The sequence below is a fragment of the Bartonella sp. EBT8 genome (genome assembly GCF_055796165.1).
In genome coordinates this window covers 1-18126 of sequence record NZ_JBTTDJ010000008.1, presented here as the reverse complement: position 1 = coordinate 18126, position 18126 = coordinate 1, and the positions used below count along the sequence as shown (strand labels likewise).

At 35.6% G+C, this 18126-nt stretch carries 20 protein-coding genes and 1 tRNA gene; 11 read left to right on the top strand and 10 right to left on the bottom strand.

The annotated features are described in order from the left end of the window. Window positions 1-55: 55 nt before the first annotated feature. Window positions 56-2722 (top strand): pyruvate, phosphate dikinase, encoded by a 2667-nt coding sequence (gene ppdK, locus AC0QT4_RS05985; RefSeq protein WP_473200851.1) that lies wholly within the window; start codon window positions 56-58, stop codon window positions 2720-2722. Window positions 2723-3148: 426 nt separating this feature from the next. Here ppdK and AC0QT4_RS05980 read toward each other — a convergent pair whose 3' ends face one another. Then, window positions 3149-3994: a peptidoglycan-binding domain-containing protein gene (locus AC0QT4_RS05980; protein WP_473200808.1), complete on the bottom strand. Its 846-nt coding sequence runs from the start codon at window positions 3992-3994 to the stop codon at window positions 3149-3151. An 893-nt stretch (window positions 3995-4887) separates the two neighbouring features. Here AC0QT4_RS05980 and AC0QT4_RS05975 point away from each other — a divergent pair. Next, entirely contained in the window at window positions 4888-5229 is a 342-nt protein-coding gene (locus AC0QT4_RS05975) for a DUF5330 domain-containing protein (protein ID WP_473200807.1), read from the top strand. A gap of 158 nt (window positions 5230-5387) precedes the next feature. After that, window positions 5388-5804 (top strand): SufE family protein, encoded by a 417-nt coding sequence (locus AC0QT4_RS05970; protein ID WP_473200806.1) that lies wholly within the window; start codon window positions 5388-5390, stop codon window positions 5802-5804. 56 nt (window positions 5805-5860) lie between these two features. On the opposite strand, the gene AC0QT4_RS05965 is transcribed toward AC0QT4_RS05970, so the two are convergent. Next, window positions 5861-6298, bottom strand: a complete 438-nt coding sequence (locus AC0QT4_RS05965) for a Ros/MucR family transcriptional regulator (RefSeq protein WP_473200805.1) — start codon at window positions 6296-6298, stop codon at window positions 5861-5863. A 691-nt stretch (window positions 6299-6989) separates the two neighbouring features. Here AC0QT4_RS05965 and AC0QT4_RS05960 point away from each other — a divergent pair. Then, window positions 6990-9083 carry a S9 family peptidase gene (locus AC0QT4_RS05960; protein WP_473200804.1) on the top strand — a complete coding sequence of 698 codons (2094 nt, stop codon included), beginning with the start codon at window positions 6990-6992 and terminating at the stop codon, window positions 9081-9083. Between the two features lie 87 nt (window positions 9084-9170). Here the strand turns inward: AC0QT4_RS05960 and AC0QT4_RS05955 are convergent, their stop codons facing one another. Continuing rightward, window positions 9171-9773, bottom strand: a complete 603-nt coding sequence (locus tag AC0QT4_RS05955; RefSeq protein WP_473200803.1) for a superoxide dismutase — start codon at window positions 9771-9773, stop codon at window positions 9171-9173. Window positions 9774-10456: 683 nt separating this feature from the next. Here AC0QT4_RS05955 and AC0QT4_RS05950 point away from each other — a divergent pair. From AC0QT4_RS05950 to AC0QT4_RS05940, 3 genes are all read left to right on the top strand, one after another. Beyond that, a tRNA-Gln gene (locus tag AC0QT4_RS05950) sits at window positions 10457-10531 on the top strand. A gap of 198 nt (window positions 10532-10729) precedes the next feature. After that, window positions 10730-11011 carry a type II toxin-antitoxin system RelE/ParE family toxin gene (locus tag AC0QT4_RS05945; RefSeq protein WP_004865366.1) on the top strand — a complete coding sequence of 94 codons (282 nt, stop codon included), beginning with the start codon at window positions 10730-10732 and terminating at the stop codon, window positions 11009-11011. 18 nt (window positions 11012-11029) lie between these two features. Then, entirely contained in the window at window positions 11030-11329 is a 300-nt protein-coding gene (locus AC0QT4_RS05940; RefSeq protein WP_473200802.1) for a HigA family addiction module antitoxin, read from the top strand. A gap of 56 nt (window positions 11330-11385) precedes the next feature. Here the strand turns inward: AC0QT4_RS05940 and AC0QT4_RS05935 are convergent, their stop codons facing one another. The 5 genes from AC0QT4_RS05935 to AC0QT4_RS05915 all read right to left on the bottom strand — a co-directional run bounded on the left by AC0QT4_RS05935 (window position 11386) and on the right by AC0QT4_RS05915 (window position 14754). Then, a complete protein-coding gene (locus AC0QT4_RS05935; protein WP_473200801.1) occupies window positions 11386-12426 on the bottom strand; it encodes a tyrosine-type recombinase/integrase in 1041 nt (346 codons plus the stop codon). Window positions 12427-12428: 2 nt separating this feature from the next. Continuing rightward, window positions 12429-12677 (bottom strand): hypothetical protein, encoded by a 249-nt coding sequence (locus AC0QT4_RS05930; RefSeq protein WP_473200800.1) that lies wholly within the window; start codon window positions 12675-12677, stop codon window positions 12429-12431. Between the two features lie 110 nt (window positions 12678-12787). Continuing rightward, window positions 12788-13411, bottom strand: coding sequence for a lambda exonuclease family protein (locus AC0QT4_RS05925; protein ID WP_473200799.1), 624 nt, complete (start codon window positions 13409-13411; stop codon window positions 12788-12790). 1 nt (window position 13412) lies between these two features. Beyond that, on the bottom strand, window positions 13413-14168 hold the full coding sequence (locus AC0QT4_RS05920; RefSeq protein WP_473200798.1) for an ERF family protein: 756 nt from the start codon (window positions 14166-14168) through the stop codon (window positions 13413-13415). Between the two features lie 181 nt (window positions 14169-14349). Continuing rightward, the gene (locus AC0QT4_RS05915) at window positions 14350-14754 is read right to left on the bottom strand and encodes a hypothetical protein (protein ID WP_473200797.1); all 405 of its coding nucleotides are present in this window, start codon (window positions 14752-14754) and stop codon (window positions 14350-14352) included. A gap of 231 nt (window positions 14755-14985) precedes the next feature. Between AC0QT4_RS05915 and AC0QT4_RS05910 the strand changes: the two genes are divergently transcribed. After that, window positions 14986-15648, top strand: coding sequence for a S24 family peptidase (locus AC0QT4_RS05910; protein WP_473200796.1), 663 nt, complete (start codon window positions 14986-14988; stop codon window positions 15646-15648). 37 nt (window positions 15649-15685) lie between these two features. Here the strand turns inward: AC0QT4_RS05910 and AC0QT4_RS05905 are convergent, their stop codons facing one another. Next, the gene (locus AC0QT4_RS05905; protein ID WP_473200795.1) at window positions 15686-16336 is read right to left on the bottom strand and encodes a S24 family peptidase; all 651 of its coding nucleotides are present in this window, start codon (window positions 16334-16336) and stop codon (window positions 15686-15688) included. 51 nt (window positions 16337-16387) lie between these two features. Between AC0QT4_RS05905 and AC0QT4_RS05900 the strand changes: the two genes are divergently transcribed. Together AC0QT4_RS05900 and AC0QT4_RS05895 are read left to right on the top strand one after the other, a co-directional pair. After that, on the top strand, window positions 16388-16726 hold the full coding sequence (locus tag AC0QT4_RS05900; RefSeq protein ID WP_473200794.1) for a helix-turn-helix domain-containing protein: 339 nt from the start codon (window positions 16388-16390) through the stop codon (window positions 16724-16726). 35 nt (window positions 16727-16761) lie between these two features. Next, window positions 16762-16971, top strand: coding sequence for a hypothetical protein (locus AC0QT4_RS05895; protein WP_473200793.1), 210 nt, complete (start codon window positions 16762-16764; stop codon window positions 16969-16971). A 97-nt stretch (window positions 16972-17068) separates the two neighbouring features. Here AC0QT4_RS05895 and AC0QT4_RS05890 read toward each other — a convergent pair whose 3' ends face one another. Then, window positions 17069-17662 carry a hypothetical protein gene (locus AC0QT4_RS05890; RefSeq protein WP_473200792.1) on the bottom strand — a complete coding sequence of 198 codons (594 nt, stop codon included), beginning with the start codon at window positions 17660-17662 and terminating at the stop codon, window positions 17069-17071. A gap of 71 nt (window positions 17663-17733) precedes the next feature. On the opposite strand from AC0QT4_RS05890, the gene AC0QT4_RS05885 reads away from it, so the two are divergent. Next, window positions 17734-18126 (top strand): crossover junction endodeoxyribonuclease RuvC (locus AC0QT4_RS05885; RefSeq protein ID WP_473200791.1); only part of this gene is annotated, 393 nt, incomplete at its 3' end.

Below are 18126 nucleotides of genomic sequence, written 5' to 3'. Positions count from 1 at the left end.
AATAATTAGCTTCAATCAAGTGATGTTTTGATGCTGAGATGGGAGGATTTGTATGATGACAAAATGGATTTATAGTTTTGGTGATGGTAATGCAGAAGGAAGTGCTAGGGAGCGCAATCTTCTCGGCGGCAAAGGGGCTAATTTAGCAGAAATGAGTAATCTTGGTCTTCCTGTACCTCCTGGATTTACTCTGACGACAGAAGTTTGTAATTTTTATTATGCACATGATAGGTCTTATCCGAAAGGATTACAGGAAGCTGTTAAACAAGCGCTTAAATGTATTGGTGAACAAACGGGGCGTGAATTTGGTAACGAAAAAAGGCCGCTTTTACTCTCTGTTCGCTCTGGAGCTCGTGCTTCTATGCCAGGAATGATGGATACGGTCCTTAATCTTGGTATGAATGATAAGACTGTACAAGCAATTGCTTTACAAGCCAATAATGAACGCTTTGCTTATGACAGTTATCGTCGTTTTATCCAAATGTATTCTAATGTTGTTTTGGGATTAGATCATTCGTACTTTGAAGAGATTCTTGATGAGTCAAAAGCACGCAATGGTTATAGTGTTGATACAGAGATGACGGCAGCTGATTGGAAAGATGTTATTCTTTCTTACAAAATATATATTGAAGAGAAGTTAGGAAAGCCTTTTCCACAAGATCCTGAGCAACAGTTGTGGGGAGCAATTGGGGCAGTTTTTTCAAGTTGGATGACTGCACGTGCAGTTACTTATCGCCGTTTACATAATATTCCTGAAAGTTGGGGAACGGCAGTTAATGTGCAAGCTATGGTTTTTGGCAATATGGGAGAAGATTCAGCAACGGGTGTTGCTTTTACACGCAATCCATCAACAGGGCAAAAAGAACTTTACGGTGAGTTTTTAGTTAATGCTCAGGGTGAAGATGTTGTGGCGGGTATTCGTACTCCTCAGAATATTACAGAAAATGCACGTATTGTTGCGGGCTCAAATAAACCATCACTGGAAAAAATCATGTCGGAGGCTTTTTTGCAGTTGTGTCAGATTGCACAGAAGCTTGAACAGCATTATCGTGATATGCAAGACCTCGAATTTACCATTGAAAAAGGTAAATTATGGATGTTGCAGACCCGTTCGGGCAAGCGAACGGCACGTGCGGCTTTAAAAATGGCGATTGAAATGGTTGAAGAGGGATTAATAAGCCGTGAAGAGGCGGTATTGCGAATTGATGCAAAATCGCTTGATCAGCTTTTACATCCAACACTTGATCCCAAAGCAGAGCGTTTTGTTATTGCACGCGGATTACCTGCTTCTCCAGGAGCAGCAACGGGTGAAATTGTTTTTACTTCAGAAGAGGCAGAAACTGTATCTGCAGAAGGTCGTAAAGTTATTTTGGTGCGTGTAGAAACAAGCCCAGAAGATATTCATGGGATGCACGCTGCAGAAGGGATTTTAACGACACGTGGTGGTATGACAAGTCATGCAGCGGTTGTTGCACGTGGTATGGGAAAGCCATGTATTTCAGGTGCTGGTAATGTACGGATTGATTATAACACAAACACAATGTTTGCTTCAGGACAAAACTTTAAAAAGGGTGATGTCATTACAATTGATGGTGGAAGTGGAGAAATTTTCAAAGGGAAGGTTGCTATGTTGCAGCCTGAGCTTTGTGGAGATTTTGCAAAATTGATGGAGTGGGCTGATGGGATGCGGCGTATAAGAGTTCGCACGAATGCTGAAACACCATCTGATGCACGTATGGGGCGTTCCTTTGGAGCTGAAGGTATTGGACTTTGCCGCACAGAACATATGTTTTTTTCTGGTGAACGTATTATTGCCATGCGTGAAATGATTTTAAGTAATGATGAAAGTGGGCGTCGTAAAGCATTGGATAAACTTTTACCAATGCAACGCTCGGATTTTATTGAATTATTTGAAATTATGTCTGGTTTGCCTATTACTATCCGCTTACTAGATCCACCATTACATGAATTTTTGCCCAAAAAGGATACAGAAATTCTTGATGTTGCAACGGCTATGGGGGTATCTGCTGATGTACTTTCTGAACGCGCGCAGCAGTTGCATGAATTTAACCCTATGCTTGGATTACGAGGATGCCGTTTAGCTATTACTTATCCTGAAATTGCAGAAATGCAAGCACGAGCTATTTTTGAAGCAGCAGCAGAAGCTGCTCAAAAAACTGGCTCTCCTGTTCTGCTTGAAATCATGGTACCGCTTGTTGCGCTTAAATCTGAACTTGATTTTGTCAAAGCTCGTATTGATCAGGTTGCTAATGAAGTGATGACGGAAAAGGGAAGAAATATTCAGTACATGGTTGGGACGATGATTGAGCTTCCAAGAGCGGCTCTTCGGGCAGATGAAATTGCTGAAACAGCTGAATTTTTTTCATTTGGAACAAATGATTTGACACAAACTACTTTTGGAATTTCACGTGATGATGCTGCTCCCTTTTTAGAAACCTATTTTAAAAAAGGACTTTTAGAACAAGATCCTTTCGTATCGATTGATCGTGATGGGGTAGGGGAGCTTATTTCTATTGCTGCACAGCGAGGTCGTTCTCGACGTGAAAAAATTAAACTGGGAATTTGTGGTGAACACGGAGGTGATCCTGCGTCTATTACTTTATGTGAAGAAAATGGTTTGGATTATGTTTCATGTTCTCCTTTTCGGGTGCCAATTGCGCGTTTAGCAGCAGCACAATCAGCTCTTGTAAAAAAAATATAAAAAGATTTTGAGTTTTTTATTCAATAGTAGTTTTCTTGTATTTAGCTAGCTCATAGCGGATGTGCTTCCTTATTTATTACAAATATTTCATTCCTCTGCGAATGTCTCTTGTAATAGATAAGAAAATGAGTTCATCGTGATTCATGATGAAAAAAGTTGAAACGACAGAATCTTATTCTTGATAGTTCTTTTTAAAGTGGCAAAAACGATGAATGATCATTTTAAATCAATATTTTGATTACGGTGCGTAGAATAAATTGCACGTGCTTTCTATTTTATGCACTAAAAGGAAAATCCTCTAGGATACATTATGCGTTATAGGGTGAAAGAGAAAATTATACTTTTTATGCATTTATAAAAATAAAGCAGTATAGAATACATTACTGCCATGGTTTCAATTTTTACTCTATAAAATCGACGCTTCTTTCAGTTCAACAAACCAACTTCTCGCATTTTCATTAAAACTGTGTGATCAGTTTTACCTGTTATCGGAAGATCAAACATTTTTTGAAACTGTTTTAAGGATTCTATTGTCTTTTGATCTTCTATACCAGTGATAATAACTTCGTGATTACCAAAAATACGTAAAGCTTTTTGCACTTGTATAATATCTGCAACAAGAGGCTCTGAAACAGTTTCTTTTAAGTGCGGCATATCTTTTGGTTTTGTTGTTTCATGTGCTATTTCTATTTCATTACGTTTAATTAATAGCGCAATTTCATCTGTTGCTGTATTGGGTAACAGATTATTTTGCATTTCGTGAGCAGTTTGTTGTTTCCAAAGTGCTATGGCACGACGCATTTTAGGTCCCTCTATTCCATCTAAAGGGCCATCATAAAATCCTAGCTTTGCCAGCTTCTTCTGCATTTTTAGTGTGTTTTCTGACAAAGCAGGTGAAGATAAATTTTTGTGTAGAGGACTTTGAAAAGGTACGGAAGTGTCTCGAGAAACAGCGTGAAGTTTTGCTTCTTTCTTGGATAAAGCAGAATTTTGCTCTATATATGGAGCAAATGGGAACTTCATTTTAGTAAAAATATCTTGGTGTATTATCATTTGTGAAAATAAAGCATTAAATGAAACAAATCCAAAACTAATAGTAAAAAGAATTAATCCAACAAAAAATAAAGTATTTTTTCTTGTATAAAAACAAAGTTTTTTTGCTATCCAAAAAAGAAAATAACTAATTATAAGAAAAAATGTTATAAAGATACTACTATAGTATTTACGCTGTTTTAATTTTTTTGTTCTGTGTTGTTTTCTTTTTTTTGCCATTATTTTATTTGTTTATTTCTAATAGAATGATTATAAGTTATTTTCATTTTCACTAAGAGGAAGACTTATCTACGTCATTGCTCTTTCTTTTAAATTATTAATAAATAAGCTTTTTTATGAATGTATAAGCTGATAAATCAATAATAGCTCTCATCCAAATTTTAAAATCTCATATTATACAGCATTTTTGACTATATAAAAAATCCTTCAACTCTACGATACTATTTACATTCTTAAGAGGCATCGTCACATATCATCATTTAAACTGAAAGTTTTATGTCACTTCCTTATTTTTTGCGCAGATATTTTGTAGTCTTTGAAATCAAAATTGAACCACATCTACTTATCCCATTGTATCGCTGATAGCATTATGTGATATTTTTCAAATGTTTTACATTTACATAGGTTTATATTTTTACCCAATGCTGATGGATAGCATTATATTCTCATATAAATTTATTTTCCTAATATTTGATAAATATCAACGAATGAGATTTAAAAATATCTGCAAAAACAGGTTAGCTGTTTAATCTGTACAACCTGATAGAGTGTTTTTTTATAAAAAAGAAAATTGCAACATGAAGTATCGTAATTTTTATGCATTTTCATGGTTATTAGGTATAGTTTTTTGTCGTAATTACATCTAATTTCATTATATGTGATGAAGAGGGCCAATTGGCATATTTTAACGCTCTTATTTTTACTACGCAGTTTTTATGTTAATTTTTTAATGAAAAGTTAATGCATCCCGTTTTTGTACAGCTACTTCATATCTTATTATGACGCAGTTAATGCTGTAAATTTGATAAAAGAATCGTTTTATAAATTTTTTATAAAGAGGAATATAAAATACTGATTTTGTTTTATCTACAATTGCGGTGCGTTGGTTGCTTATGATACGTTTTTTGATCAAATTATTATTATTTTTGTTTTTCATTTTTGTCATTATTTCGTTTTTTGTAGAAAAACCGAGCAATTATCATTCCCCTACCCAAAGAGATAATGAGACAAGAACGAGTGATGTGATTATTGCTTTTAAGGAAGCTTTAAATGATTTAGGAAAATTCTGTGACCGTAATATAGAAGCCTGCAAAGTAGGAAAGTCCTTTTTAAGTTCACTTGGAGAACGTGCGTATTATGGCGCAAGGGCAGCTTACGAATATTTTGGACGCCTCTTAAATGATAAACGTATAGAAGATCCTCCTCCAAATATTATACCAAAAAAAGGGACATAAGAATCCACATAAAAACAGAAGCATATGAAGCTGAGAACGTTATCTTGCAATAAAAAATCTTTAGCGCTCACGATCGGTGTTATGCTAAGAAGCATGATTATTTATCTGTCAAGAAAGTATATGTAATATGATCGTCAATGTAAAATAGGACTGAAATTATGGCAGAAACGATTGAAAATATTATAGAAAATTTTTCTCTCCTAGACAATTGGGAAGATCGTTATCGCTATGTGATTGAATTAGGCCGCGAATTACCACCTTTTCCAGAAAATGCTCGAAATGATGCACACAAAGTGCCCGGATGTGTTAGCCAAGTCTGGCTGTTATCTTCACGTAATAATTCAGACAACCCAATATTAACATTTCAAGGTGATTCTGATGCCCATATTGTGCGTGGGCTAATTTACATTCTTCTTGCCTTCTATTCAGGCAAAAAAGCTTCTGAAATTCGCAATGCTGACGCTGAGGGCCTCTTTCAAACACTCGGATTAAAAGAAAACCTCACACCACAACGATCGAATGGTCTTAAATCAATGATTGAACGAATCCGTAAAGAAAGTCATCTATCAAACTAACATCTTGTAAAACACACATCTAAAGGCTTTAAAGGCAACTAGTCTTTTAGATGCTATTACTTGTTTTTTTTCCGTTTGCTTTTGCGCCCAAGTCCCATTTCCTTTGCTAAAGCGGAGCGTGCTTTTGCGTAATTAGGTGCTACCATAGGATAAGAGCTATCCAATTGCCACTTTTCACGATATTCTTCTGGCAACATTCCATAATGAGTCATAAGGTGGCGCTTTAAAGATTTAAATTTCTTTCCATCTTCAAGGCAGATAAGATAATCTGGAAAGATTGAGCGTTTTGGGTTAACAGCTGGCCTCTGCTTTTCAACTTCTACTTCTGCTAATTCTATCCCCCCCGCTTTACAAAAAGCGGCATGAACATCAGCAATCAAACTTGGCACTTCAGTCGGTCGGATAGAATTATTACTTACGTAGGCAGCAACAATATCAGCAACCAATGTAATAACTAAATTGCTTTCAGTCTCTAAGACTGGACGATGTTCCATTCTTGTTTCCTTTATTTAAAATCGAGTAATTTATCGAGATACAGCACATATATTCATGATATGAGATCCATGCACATAGGCTTCATATTGTACAAAAATCTTTTTTGTCAATTCAATTATTCTATAAAATTGCTAAAACACAAAAAAATCAAATAAAAACCTACTTTTAGTCATAATATACAATAAGAAAAACTGAATGATTGGTCTCTTAAAATATAGTTTTTAAATAATATTTTATAAATAAAATATATCATTAATTTAATTATTTCAAAAATAGTATAAACATAACAATATAATATACTAAAAATCTCACGATTTTTACATTACAATATTAAAAATATAAATTAATATTGCAAATAAAAATATATTTTATATAATAAAACATAAATATATTGTATAAAAGTAAATTTAATTTTATATATTGAAAATAAATTTATATTATTTCCAATAAAAATTAGTTCTGCTACAAAATAACCTTATTTTTCTAGTCTGTCACTTTTATAAAAAGTGCATTATCCTCATAGAGGACGATCCCTATGATATGCTATAAACAGAAGTACATGGTATAATTGTGCAATCTATCGCAGTTGTATTTTATAACTGAGTGGAACTTACAGCTTTATGCACTTGCATAAATGATACGATTCTAACATATAAACGAAACTCTTAGTTTTTTTATATAGGATCGTGTATGAACAACTCTTCCACAATACCCCCAAAAGCATCAAAAATCATTCATAAAGAAACATATCATGGTATTTGTCGTGATGATCCCTATCATTGGCTACGTGCCTCTAATTGGCAAGATGTTTTTAAAAATCCGAATTGTCTTGATGAAAATATACGACAGTATCTTGAAAAAGAAAATACTTATCAGGCTTTGCAGATGGCTGATACAAAGTCATTACAAGATTTGCTTTTTACTGAAATGAAGAACCGTATTCAAGAGAATGATAGTTCTGTTCCTATAAAACGTGGTCCTTTTGCTTATGGATTTTCTTATGTTACTGGAGGTCAACAACCACATTATTTTCGTACATCCAGAGATGGGGGAGAAAAAAACATTTATCTTAATGGTGATGTTTTAGCTGAAGGGAAAGAATATTTCAATTTTGGTTCAGTTCAAGAATCTCCTGATCATAAACATGTAGTATGGACCTATGATGATAAAGGATCAGAATTCTATACAGCTAAAATTCGTAATTTGGAAACATTGTCTGACTGTATGGACACAATTACTAATACATCGGGACAAATTGTGTGGGATGCTAAATCGGAAGGTTTTTTCTATATTAAAATGAATGAAAACCACAGACCTTCAGAGCTTTATTATCACCGATTAAACACTGATCAATCGCAAGATAAGCTTATTTTTCGTGAAGATAATCCAGGATTTTTCTTACATGTCAGTGGTTCTAAACTTAATGATGTTATTTATATTAATGTTCATGATCATGAAACGTCAGAGATTTGGTTGATCCCTGCTGAAGCGCCGCTCACCCTTCCCCAATGTGTACGGAAGCGACAAAAAGGTATTGAATATTCACTAACAGAAGGCGGTGATGTTTTTTATATTCTGACCAATCTGGATAATGCAAAAGATTTCAAAATTATGGTAGCGCCGTATGCATCTCCACAATCAGAAAACTGGTCTGAACTTGTATCACATCAGTTGGGATGCCTCATATTATCCCATGATGCTTATCAAGATTTTCTTATCTGGATCGAACGTTTTGAGGGGCTTCCACGTATAAAAATAATGGAGCGTATCACTAAACAAATTCATTCCATTGATTTTACCGAAGAAACTTATTCTTTAGGTCTACAAGGTGCTGCAGAATATAACAGTCAAACTATTCGTTTTTCCTATTCGTCTATGACAACACCAGATCAAGTGTTTGATTATGAGATGAAAAGTCGCAAACGAATGCTTTTAAAAACGCAAATAATTCCTTCTGGGCATAATAAGGATGAGTATGTAACGCGACGTATTACTGCAATAGCAGATGATGGTGAGAAAATTCCTATTTCACTTTTTTATCATAAAACTACTGTTCTTAATGGTCGTGCACCCTGTTTGCTTTATGGTTATGGTGCCTATGGAATCTCCATTCCAGCCAGTTTTAATAGCACTGTGCTTTCTTTGGTTAATAGGGGTTTTATTTATGCAATTGCTCATATTCGTGGAGGAAAAGAAAAAGGAGTTGAGTGGTATGAGAAAGGAAAACATCTCTTTAAATACAATACCTTTAAAGATTTTATTGCTTGTGAGCGCTACCTTGTAGAAAATAAATTTACTTCTCATGATCGCCTTATTGCTCAAGGTGGCTCAGCGGGAGGGATGCTGATGGGAGCCATTGCCAATATAGCTCCGCAGGATTTTGCTGGAATCGTTGCGAATGTGCCTTTTGTTGATGTTTTAAATACTATGTTAGATGCTTCACTTCCATTAACACCTCCAGAATGGCCAGAATGGGGAAATCCTCTTGAATCAGAAGAAGATTATAAGCTTATCATGTCCTATTCACCCTACGATAATGTTAAAGCTCAAAAATATCCTCCTATGCTTGTGATGGCAGGATTAACAGATCCTCGTGTAACTTATTGGGAGCCTGCAAAATGGGTGGCAAAATTACGAGACTTAAAAACAGATGATAATGTAATTTTATTGCGCACTAATATGGACTCAGGTCATGCAGGCGCAGCTGGACGTTTTTCGAAGCTAGAAGAGATTGCATATATCTACGCATATATTCTGAAAATAGTAGGAAAAAATTGCTGTTAATTTAAAATATCTATATCTTTTCGAAAGTCCCCATAATCTAATTGATTATGGGAACTTTAGTAAAAAGCGAAAAACCATTCAGACAGCTTACAATCCACAATCTTCATAAAGTTTCAACACATAATCCCAATTAATTAAATGATCTACGAAAGCTTCAAGATATTTCGGGCGCGCATTGCGGTAATCAATATAATAGGAATGTTCCCACACATCGACGCCAAGAATAGGTTGAGCATCATGAACTAAAGGATTTTCACCATTAAGCGTTTTTATAATTTCAAGCTTTCCATCTTTAACAGCAACCCATGCCCATCCAGAACCAAATTGGGAACCGGCAGCAGCAATAAAATTAGCGCGGAATTTATCATAGCCACCTAGATCACTTTCAACAGCTTTTGCTAGTTTTTCAGGGAGTTTTTGACCACCACCACCTTTTTTCATCCAATGCCAAAAATGGTTATGATTGTAATATTGCGCCGCATTATTAAACAGCCCAACATTGTTTCCAAAACTTTTTTTAACAATATCTTCAAGGCTTTCATTTTCTAACCCTAAATCTTTTACAAAATTATTGGTATTGGTAAGATAAGCGAGGTGATGCTTATCATGATGATATTCAAGTGTTTCGCGTGACATATAAGGCGAAAGGGCATCATAATCATAAGGCAACGGGGCCAATTCAAAAGCCATTTGAAAATCTCCTCGATTTTAATTGTTAAGCTTACTTCACAAATCCAATTTGCCATTTACTTCATCTAAAAGCAAATGTCGAATATTTGTTGATGGTCATTAATTTTGATGATTCTATAAGGTATTTTTTAGGATCTACGCACTTAATCACTCAAAATATCTCCAACTTTTGCAAGGTAAGACTAGGAGCAGTCTTTTATAAATAGTGATAAAAACTGATCTTTTTTATGATAAACCAATTATGCTCGTTGTGCGTTGTCGTTTTTAACTGTTAGTGGAAGAATATGGGTTATTTTGGACGGAATAAAAAAATCAAAAATGCGGTTGAGAAAAAATCATTAGCACAGAGAGTCTGTCTATGCTTCTATCTCATTTTCACAGTTTAGATTGGAATGTATCAAGAAAATGTATATTATGATAACTTGGAAAATGCATCAGCAAAGCACAAAACTCGTATTCTATGCTCCTATAAAGTAAATGAATAAAATACAAAACAATTGATGGATAAAGAGCTGTTCCTTGTGTTAAGAGGGGAGGAAAGTATGAGTTTCTATTACAAGTTTTGCATTAATATTAATAAAATTTCAAAACTTTATGATAAAAAAGTGAGAGCTTTGATTTTCAGATTGCGTACAGTCATAGGAATCGCTATAAGGTGCGAAAGCGAGTGTGATCGTATTTTTTGGGGTATAGCCAAGCGGTAAGGCACCGGTTTTTGGTACCGGCATTCCCTGGTTCGAATCCAGGTACCCCAGCCAATATTTAATCAAATCAATAGGTTGCATAAAAGTTCGGGAGTTTTAATTCCGTTGATTCTTTTAACTTATTTTCCACCTATCCCTAACTTTTTATAGCTTATACTCAATCATTTTATCTGGATAACTGGATTTGCTAGCAGGGTACTTGACTATTATTGTTGTTAATCGTATAGTGATAGTATACGATAAGGGGCGGTAATGGCAATTGTGAGCTTCAAACATAAGGGCTTAAAATTATTTTATACAACAGGTTCTACAAAAGCTATTCAATCAGATCATGTGAAAAAATTACGCGTTATCTTGACGGCTTTAACGAGTGCTACGACGCCTGAAATGTTGAAAGCGCCTGCCTTTAAAATGCATCCTCTTAAAGGTGAACTTACAGGATACTATTCTATATGGGTGAATGGAAATTGGCGTGTTACTTTTCGATTTATAGGAACAGATGTGGAGCTTGTCGATTATCAAGATTACCATTGATGAAAGGAACTAAAACAAATGATGCATAACCCCGCACATCCGGGCGAAGTTCTAAAAGTAGCTTTCTTAGAAGAAATGGGGATAACAATACAAAAGTTAGCTGATCATCTCCATATGACAAGAGCTTCTCTATCAAGAGTGATTAACGGACATGCCTCTATGAGTACCGAACTTGCAGTAAAATTAGAATTAGCTGGCTTTAGTAAAGCAAAATTTTGGCTGGATATGCAAACGAATTATAATTTATGGCAAACAATGCAACAGACACAACCACCTATTTCTCCTCTGGTTTCTGATGCATCTCAAATGCCGCATTAATTTCATTCATAATTTTGACGGGGCTTTGGTTTGTTTTTTAGCAGCCACTCATTGTTCTAAATTTTTTGAAGTTTTTTGATTGCTTCTATTGCAAGCCGTTTTCTGTCGGCTGTTTTGGTATAGAGGGATGCCATGTTATCTTCTGTCCAGCCAAAAAGCGCTTTCATTTGCGAAACTGTCGCACCTGCATTTGCTGCACGTGTTGCTGCTAATTTTCGCAATCCATGGGCTGATTTTTTAATACCTGCTACATTACAAGCTTTACGAAATAGGTTACCAAAACTTTCTTTGGTCAGTTTTTTACCTTCTTTACCGCAAATAAATGTTTCATCTCCAATAGGTCCAATTTTAAGTGTTTCTGCAAGTTCTGGCAAAATCGGGAGAAAAACATCTGTTTTAAATTGGCTCTTTTCTGTTTTTAAATGAATAATATTATCTGTTGTGATATCTTTCCAGCCGATACGAACGGCATCACCACGACGTAAACCTGTATATAAAAGGACGTCAATCCATACACGTTCATGCGTTCCTAATTTCCAGTGATGATAGTATTTCTCAATATCTTCTTCTAACCATGGTGCAAAACCTTCGGAGTTAAAAGATTTTGGTGGTTTTATATTAAAAGCAGGATTTCTATTTAAAAGAACGTTATCAACCGCCCAATTGAAAAGACCATTTAAAGCCGTTAAAAAATGCCTAGCCGCGGCTGGAGTCTCTCGTCTTCTGTCTACGGCATCAAGGATATGTTGTTTTTCTATACTTTTATAAGCACGGTCCCCAATATGTTTAGAAATATTGTTCAGAATTCTATACTTAACTTTTTTGGTTGATTCTGATTGATTATGCCATTGCATGCTTTGTAAATATTGATGCAATAACCAATCAAAAGACCCTTCTGTGAGTCTCGTGCGCTTCATAGTTTTTGAAGAACCGCTTTGCGCTTGTTTAATAGCAAGCGTATAATTGTCAACAAACTCTTGTGTTCCATAGGTTCCTTCAATGCGAAACCGTGGTCCATGATCAATACGAACATACCATATGATTTTCCCATGGCGCGTTCGTTCACGAACAAGATGTGGTGGACGACGTTTTGGCATGGCTAAAACTTTAGATCATTAACAGGGGGGCAAAAATTATTGAAGCTATTTTCATCTTGTTCATTTTCAAGCGGAGGGAAATCTTCAATGCTATAAGCATTCCCCTTGTTTGTTGAGGGCATGATTTTATTGATATGAATAAGTACTTCACCGGTAGGTTTGATTTCTACGACCTCTGCTCCTTGTTTTTTTGCTTCTCTTAAAGCACGTGCAATAGCTGGTTGTGTTATAGTAGGTGGGCGGTGTCCCATGTTTATTCCCCTTAATTTAGGTACAATTTGCCTGTGGCGTGAAGTACGCATTTCTTGAAAGTTGTTAGGAAAGGGTGGGGGTGCTGGGAGGAGAGAGCACCCCCATAGGGTTAAGCAGCTTTTGTCAAGATCTGTTTCATGTCTTGCTCTATCTCTGCTAAAAAGATCTCGACTGTTTTAGTAATCTGTTCAATTTGTTCATCATCACGGTGGATGCGTTTGATTTTCATGCGCAAGTGAGATGATCTGCCTACAAATTGTGGATTATAGCTAATGAAATCACACCATTTGCGTCCTGTACATGCCATTTGGAATTGCATCTGCGCGTGATATTCAGGCTTAATCTCATTATAAAGAAAAAAGCGCAAATGCGTTCTTGATTGTGGGCATTTAACTTCAACTAAACCATCCTTACCAATCAAACCATCAGGACTAGCCCCCGCCATTGCCATGGTAGGGTGTGGTATAAAGCCGCATTTTATGACATCGGCATCATAAATGAATTCATATTCTTTCAGAGCATCCTCTTCATGTTCAATACCCCATTGCATAGACGGTGTTATATAAGATTGGCTTATTTCTCCTGTTAAGCGTTCTGTCATGAGTTTCATTTTGTAATCCTCATATTTGCTTGTAGGTAATCCTTTTGCTGTCTTACTGAGTACATTGTAAACATTAGAGGCGGTGACTTTCCCTAATCGCGCTTGAAACCATTCTGCTGTTCTTTGTTTCATATCACACCGCCGTTTGTTGTTGTGTTGATGCCATTTGCTTATTTTGTTTATCTTTTAAAAGGTGCAAAATGGTTTGCGCGCTCTGATCAGAGATATCGTCAAGCTTTTCGACATTTGCATAAGAAAGTATCTTTTTTTCTTCTACTTTTGTTTGTACCATAAGCCTTCTGATTTCATTGATTTGTTGCGGAAAAGCTTGTTTTTGAGGCATATTCCCATCTGTATCGTCTTCTTTACTTGCGACATTAAGAAGCATGCTTAACAGATATCTGCGTGCATAGGTGATCGTAGAGCCAACAGATTGTATGACTGATTTGCATCCTTTAGCATCATAAGGAAATTTCCCTTCTGTCGATATTTTGTTGCCTGATGGATGTGTCAAAGTCATTTCTATGACGATATTGTCATGATTTTGTTCCTTGATACGAGAAAACAAAGCGAAGTGGTATTTTGAAAGGGTCTCCTTTACAGCATCAATATGCTGATCAAGGGTAGCGTATTGGCTATTTGTATGAGTATTTATAGAGTTTTTTTGGATATTTTGATATTGCGTTTGCATTAAAGAAAGATCACGGACAAAGTTTTGGTAATTCTGTCGGTCTATTTCCTTTTCTCTTAAGGAGATAAGTCGTTCGAGACGATCCATATCGATATCATTTTCTAATGCTCTTGTTAAAATGAGGTCCATAGCAGTTTGTTTTGCTGCTAAATTTTGTGTTTCTTCAACTTCTGTTAGGTTAGTATTTTGTTCATTCATCTTGTTTTCCTCCATTAGCGCGCAATTCACCCGTTGCGTGAATCACGCTTGTGTTAAAAGGGGTGTTGTTTAATTGTTAAATTTTTATGTCTTCTTTTTTAGTGTAGAATCTGTCTTGGTCGTTCTTGAGAAAAAACAGCCTTAGTTTGTATGTTGAATTTTTGTGAAAAGGAGGCGTCCTTTAAGAACGCCTTGTGTAGATTGAATAGTTTGGAATAACATCACAAAGACGTAAACGGTGCTGTTCTTCATAAGTACCGTAGACTGAATCATTATATTTTTCGTCTGCAATATCGTCTAAAAGTCTATTGTAGGCAGCGCTTTCACATACATAAGAATGAACCTTGCTGTCCTCATCAAGAAATTCTATATTTTCTTTTATGTATGCTTCTGCAATATCTTCAGAGATATCTTCACAACTCTTCTCAGAAGGATTTACACGGAAGATTTGTATAGTATCATCTGTTTCATCAACAATCTCTAGAATTTGGCTTTCATCAAGTGGACCGGAATGCCCAATATGTTGATCATCATCACAGATAACTAATAAAATTTCATCGGAATTAATAAGAATTGGCTTATCCATAATCTCCCCTCCCTAACGCCTCTTGGCGATCTCTTGTGTGTGGTTTATGGATACTAATGTAGCGATTATAAAAACAAAGTCAATAAAAAATGTAGCGATTTTAAAAATTTTTTTAAACTAGCAAATTAAGAATTTATCGTGATTTGCCGTAAAACACTGTTGTGCGTATTAAGTGTTTTTTAGACAATATGGGGTATTCAAAGTATAGCTTAGCATCGTAGAGCCTATGAAATGAACCACGTGAGTGGTAAGCAACAAGACACCTCCGAGAGAGAATCCGAACTATCTACAGGTATAATGGAAACCATGAATAACGTTATGAAAATTTGGCTAAGCGAAGCTTTACAAGAATCTGGATTATCTCAATCATCGCTTGCTAGGCAACTAAGTGAGAAAATACATCGCCCTATCTACCGCTCTGCAGTCAATAAAATGCTAACAGGTGAACGAGGAATAAGTGCACAAGAAGGTATAGCAATTGAGGAAATTACACAATATCCACTTCCGCGAAAAAAAACTATACCTTTAATGGGTTATGTAGGAGCAGGTTCAGAAATTATCCCCTATGAAGATGGTTGGCTTGAAGAGGTTAAAATCCCCCCATACATTACAAAAGGTACATATGCAGTAAAAGTTGAAGGAGACTCAATGGAACCTTTCATTGAGGATAAATCAATTTTATTTTATTCAGAAAAGATTTCTCCAAGTTTACTTCTTAATAAAAAAGCAATTGTCTATACGCAAGACGGACGTTGTTTTGTCAAAATAATCAAACAAGGTAGTAAGCCTACCTTATTTAATTTAGAGAGTTTAAATAGGTTGTATCCAGAAATAAAAGATATTGCATTAGTTTGGACTGCACCCATAGACTGGATAAAACCACCGAGATTTTAAAATGGTTGAATTATTTGAAGAAAGGTAAAATACTAATTCATCTTCTAGAAGGCTTAATCCAGTCGATAGGTGCACACCACTCTAACTCTACATCTACAATATCAGCATACTTACCATTTATACTGGATAAAACCCATTTTCCTTTTTCTTTACCTAAGCGTAATACTTTAATGTAAACTTTTCCACATTTGGTTTTTACTATAGCGCGATTATTGATAAGGTTTTCCGGAGGGAGATGATAAGAATAAAAGAGAAGACTTCCGTCTTCAATGGCTGGAAACATAGAATCTCCTACAACACGAACAGCAACGGTTCCTTTGGGAGATGTTGGTGGTGCTTCTACTTCTTCTAAACAACCAGAATCTATAGCAACTATCTCTCCTCCAGCTCCGACAGATCCAATCAAAGGAACCCAATGATTGTTGGGAATAGAAGCACCAGTAAGTTTTGATATTTCTAGTAATTCTCGAGCAGAAATATCTCTTGTTCCCTTCAACATTTTATTTACAGCAGCACGATCTATTGATCTTCCTAAAGAATTAGTTAACTGCCTTGAAAGCTCTGATTGGCTTAATCCAGATTCAGCTAAGGCACTTTGTAACCATTGAGTAATGCTTATTTTCATCTCTTTATTGTAGTTCTGTTGTATACACTCGTCATTTTCTAATTCAACAACATATAATTTCATTATTAATTTTTTCTTATTGACATTGTTTTTATAATCGCTACATAATGCGCTATGAAACAATTTTCGGAAATAATAAATCTATTAGGTGGGGTTCGTAAGGTATCTCAGTTGCTTGGGGTACATAGAACACGTGTATATGTTTGGCTTCGTCCTGTATCAAAGGGCGGAACTGGTGGACGAATTCCAATAAAGCATATCCCTATCCTTTTAAATGAAGCTAAAAGAATTGGGGCGCCTGTTAAAGTGGAAGACTTTTTATCGTTTTTCTATGGAATACAATCATCTGGTTCTAAATTATCTTCAACACCCGCATTTGTTGATGATTTGTCTGTTCGTGTAAAATCACCCAAACAACGTAGCGCGTCGCAACAGCACAATTCACACTCTTAAAAGAGCAAAAGATTATATAAAGAAAGGAAATAAAAATGGATTACAGTTTAGCAGCGATTATTGTGCTTTTTACGACCAATGTAACTACGTTTTTTTGTTTTATTGCTATGTCATTCTTTGTTTTGTTATATCGCAGTAGAGCACAAAAATTCAGAGCAGAAATGAAGGAAAAAGAAAAATTAATAGCACAATTAAGTATATCAATTAACGAGTTAGAAGAAACAGCCTCGAAAAAAAAATTGTAGGGACCTTTAAGGGCTATAATCAGTAAAACAGAATAAATTATTAGATGCGTTTGCTTCTTCGCCTTTAAAAACGAAGAAGCATAGAACAGTCCAGTTATTAATCTTCAAAGGAGGATAAAAATTGTTGTGAGCGCTTCTGACGGAAAAAACCAGGCCAAAAACGGATTTGAAGTATTTCATATGGATCATTTGACGAGGTGTATTCAAGAATAAAAATTGGAACGGCTATCTTATTGGGGGCTTCTCTATCTGTAGGTCGTATTTTTACGCTCCAAGAGCAAGCAGATCCGCTATGTAAACTAAATAAATCAATACCTTTTTCTAATTCGTATTGAGTTATGGAATCTGTGGGAAATGTTATTAAATCGATGTGTTTTAGAGACATCTTTGGACTAGTTGTTAGTGTCTTTCGATAACGCGAATTGTGAGTTTTATGGAATGCTTCAACAAATTGAAATGGGCTATTTTCGTCCATTCGTATATGATTCATTTTTATTGGTTGTTTTGTAGGATTTTTGATTTCAAATTCTACAGTAATAATATCGTATGGCGGTGTAACTTCAATTTTAGGTTCTTCAATATTAATCTCTATCCCTGGCTCTAAATTTTGTGATGCATTTTTTTCTAATATCGTAATTTTCTTTTTGATATTAGCCAATTGGCTTTCCAAATTTTCTAGCTTTTCTTGCATATTTTCCCCTGCGGTTTCGAAAAAAAATGATGATTGGATACTATTTAAAATAATTTTTAATGGAATAGCAAATGACTAACACGATTCTCTGTCTTGATCTAGGTACCAAAACGGGCTGGGCGATACGTGGTGTGGATGGTCACATATTCAGTGGCACGGTTAATTTTCAATCACGCCGCTTTGAAGGCGGGGGGATGCGTTATTTGCGCTTTAAGCAATGGCTTACAGAAATGAAAGCAACAGCCGGTAGTATTGATACCGTGTATTTTGAAGAGGTGCGCCGGCATGTTGGTACTGATGCGGCGCATGTTTACGGTGGTTTGTTAGCAACGTTAACCACATGGTGCGAGCATCATCAGATAGCTTATGAAGGCGTTCCTGTTAGTACTATAAAGAAGGCAACGACGGGGAAGGGGAATGCCTCAAAAGAAGAGATAATACAGGCGATGTATGCAAAGGGACAT

Coding starts and splice junctions, on each gene's coding strand:
- ppdK (WP_473200851.1), top strand. CDS start 56: ATGACAAAATGGATTTATAGTTTTGGTGATGGTAATGCAGAAGGAAGT.
- AC0QT4_RS05980 (WP_473200808.1), bottom strand. CDS start 3,994: ATGGCAAAAAAAAGAAAACAACACAGAACAAAAAAATTAAAACAGCGT.
- AC0QT4_RS05975 (WP_473200807.1), top strand. CDS start 4,888: ATGATACGTTTTTTGATCAAATTATTATTATTTTTGTTTTTCATTTTT.
- AC0QT4_RS05970 (WP_473200806.1), top strand. CDS start 5,388: ATGGCAGAAACGATTGAAAATATTATAGAAAATTTTTCTCTCCTAGAC.
- AC0QT4_RS05965 (WP_473200805.1), bottom strand. CDS start 6,298: ATGGAACATCGTCCAGTCTTAGAGACTGAAAGCAATTTAGTTATTACA.
- AC0QT4_RS05960 (WP_473200804.1), top strand. CDS start 6,990: ATGAACAACTCTTCCACAATACCCCCAAAAGCATCAAAAATCATTCAT.
- AC0QT4_RS05955 (WP_473200803.1), bottom strand. CDS start 9,773: ATGGCTTTTGAATTGGCCCCGTTGCCTTATGATTATGATGCCCTTTCG.
- AC0QT4_RS05945 (WP_004865366.1), top strand. CDS start 10,730: ATGGCAATTGTGAGCTTCAAACATAAGGGCTTAAAATTATTTTATACA.
- AC0QT4_RS05940 (WP_473200802.1), top strand. CDS start 11,030: ATGATGCATAACCCCGCACATCCGGGCGAAGTTCTAAAAGTAGCTTTC.
- AC0QT4_RS05935 (WP_473200801.1), bottom strand. CDS start 12,426: ATGCCAAAACGTCGTCCACCACATCTTGTTCGTGAACGAACGCGCCAT.
- AC0QT4_RS05930 (WP_473200800.1), bottom strand. CDS start 12,677: ATGGGACACCGCCCACCTACTATAACACAACCAGCTATTGCACGTGCT.
- AC0QT4_RS05925 (WP_473200799.1), bottom strand. CDS start 13,411: ATGAAACAAAGAACAGCAGAATGGTTTCAAGCGCGATTAGGGAAAGTC.
- AC0QT4_RS05920 (WP_473200798.1), bottom strand. CDS start 14,168: ATGAATGAACAAAATACTAACCTAACAGAAGTTGAAGAAACACAAAAT.
- AC0QT4_RS05915 (WP_473200797.1), bottom strand. CDS start 14,754: ATGGATAAGCCAATTCTTATTAATTCCGATGAAATTTTATTAGTTATC.
- AC0QT4_RS05910 (WP_473200796.1), top strand. CDS start 14,986: ATGAACCACGTGAGTGGTAAGCAACAAGACACCTCCGAGAGAGAATCC.
- AC0QT4_RS05905 (WP_473200795.1), bottom strand. CDS start 16,336: ATGAAATTATATGTTGTTGAATTAGAAAATGACGAGTGTATACAACAG.
- AC0QT4_RS05900 (WP_473200794.1), top strand. CDS start 16,388: ATGAAACAATTTTCGGAAATAATAAATCTATTAGGTGGGGTTCGTAAG.
- AC0QT4_RS05895 (WP_473200793.1), top strand. CDS start 16,762: ATGGATTACAGTTTAGCAGCGATTATTGTGCTTTTTACGACCAATGTA.
- AC0QT4_RS05890 (WP_473200792.1), bottom strand. CDS start 17,662: ATGCAAGAAAAGCTAGAAAATTTGGAAAGCCAATTGGCTAATATCAAA.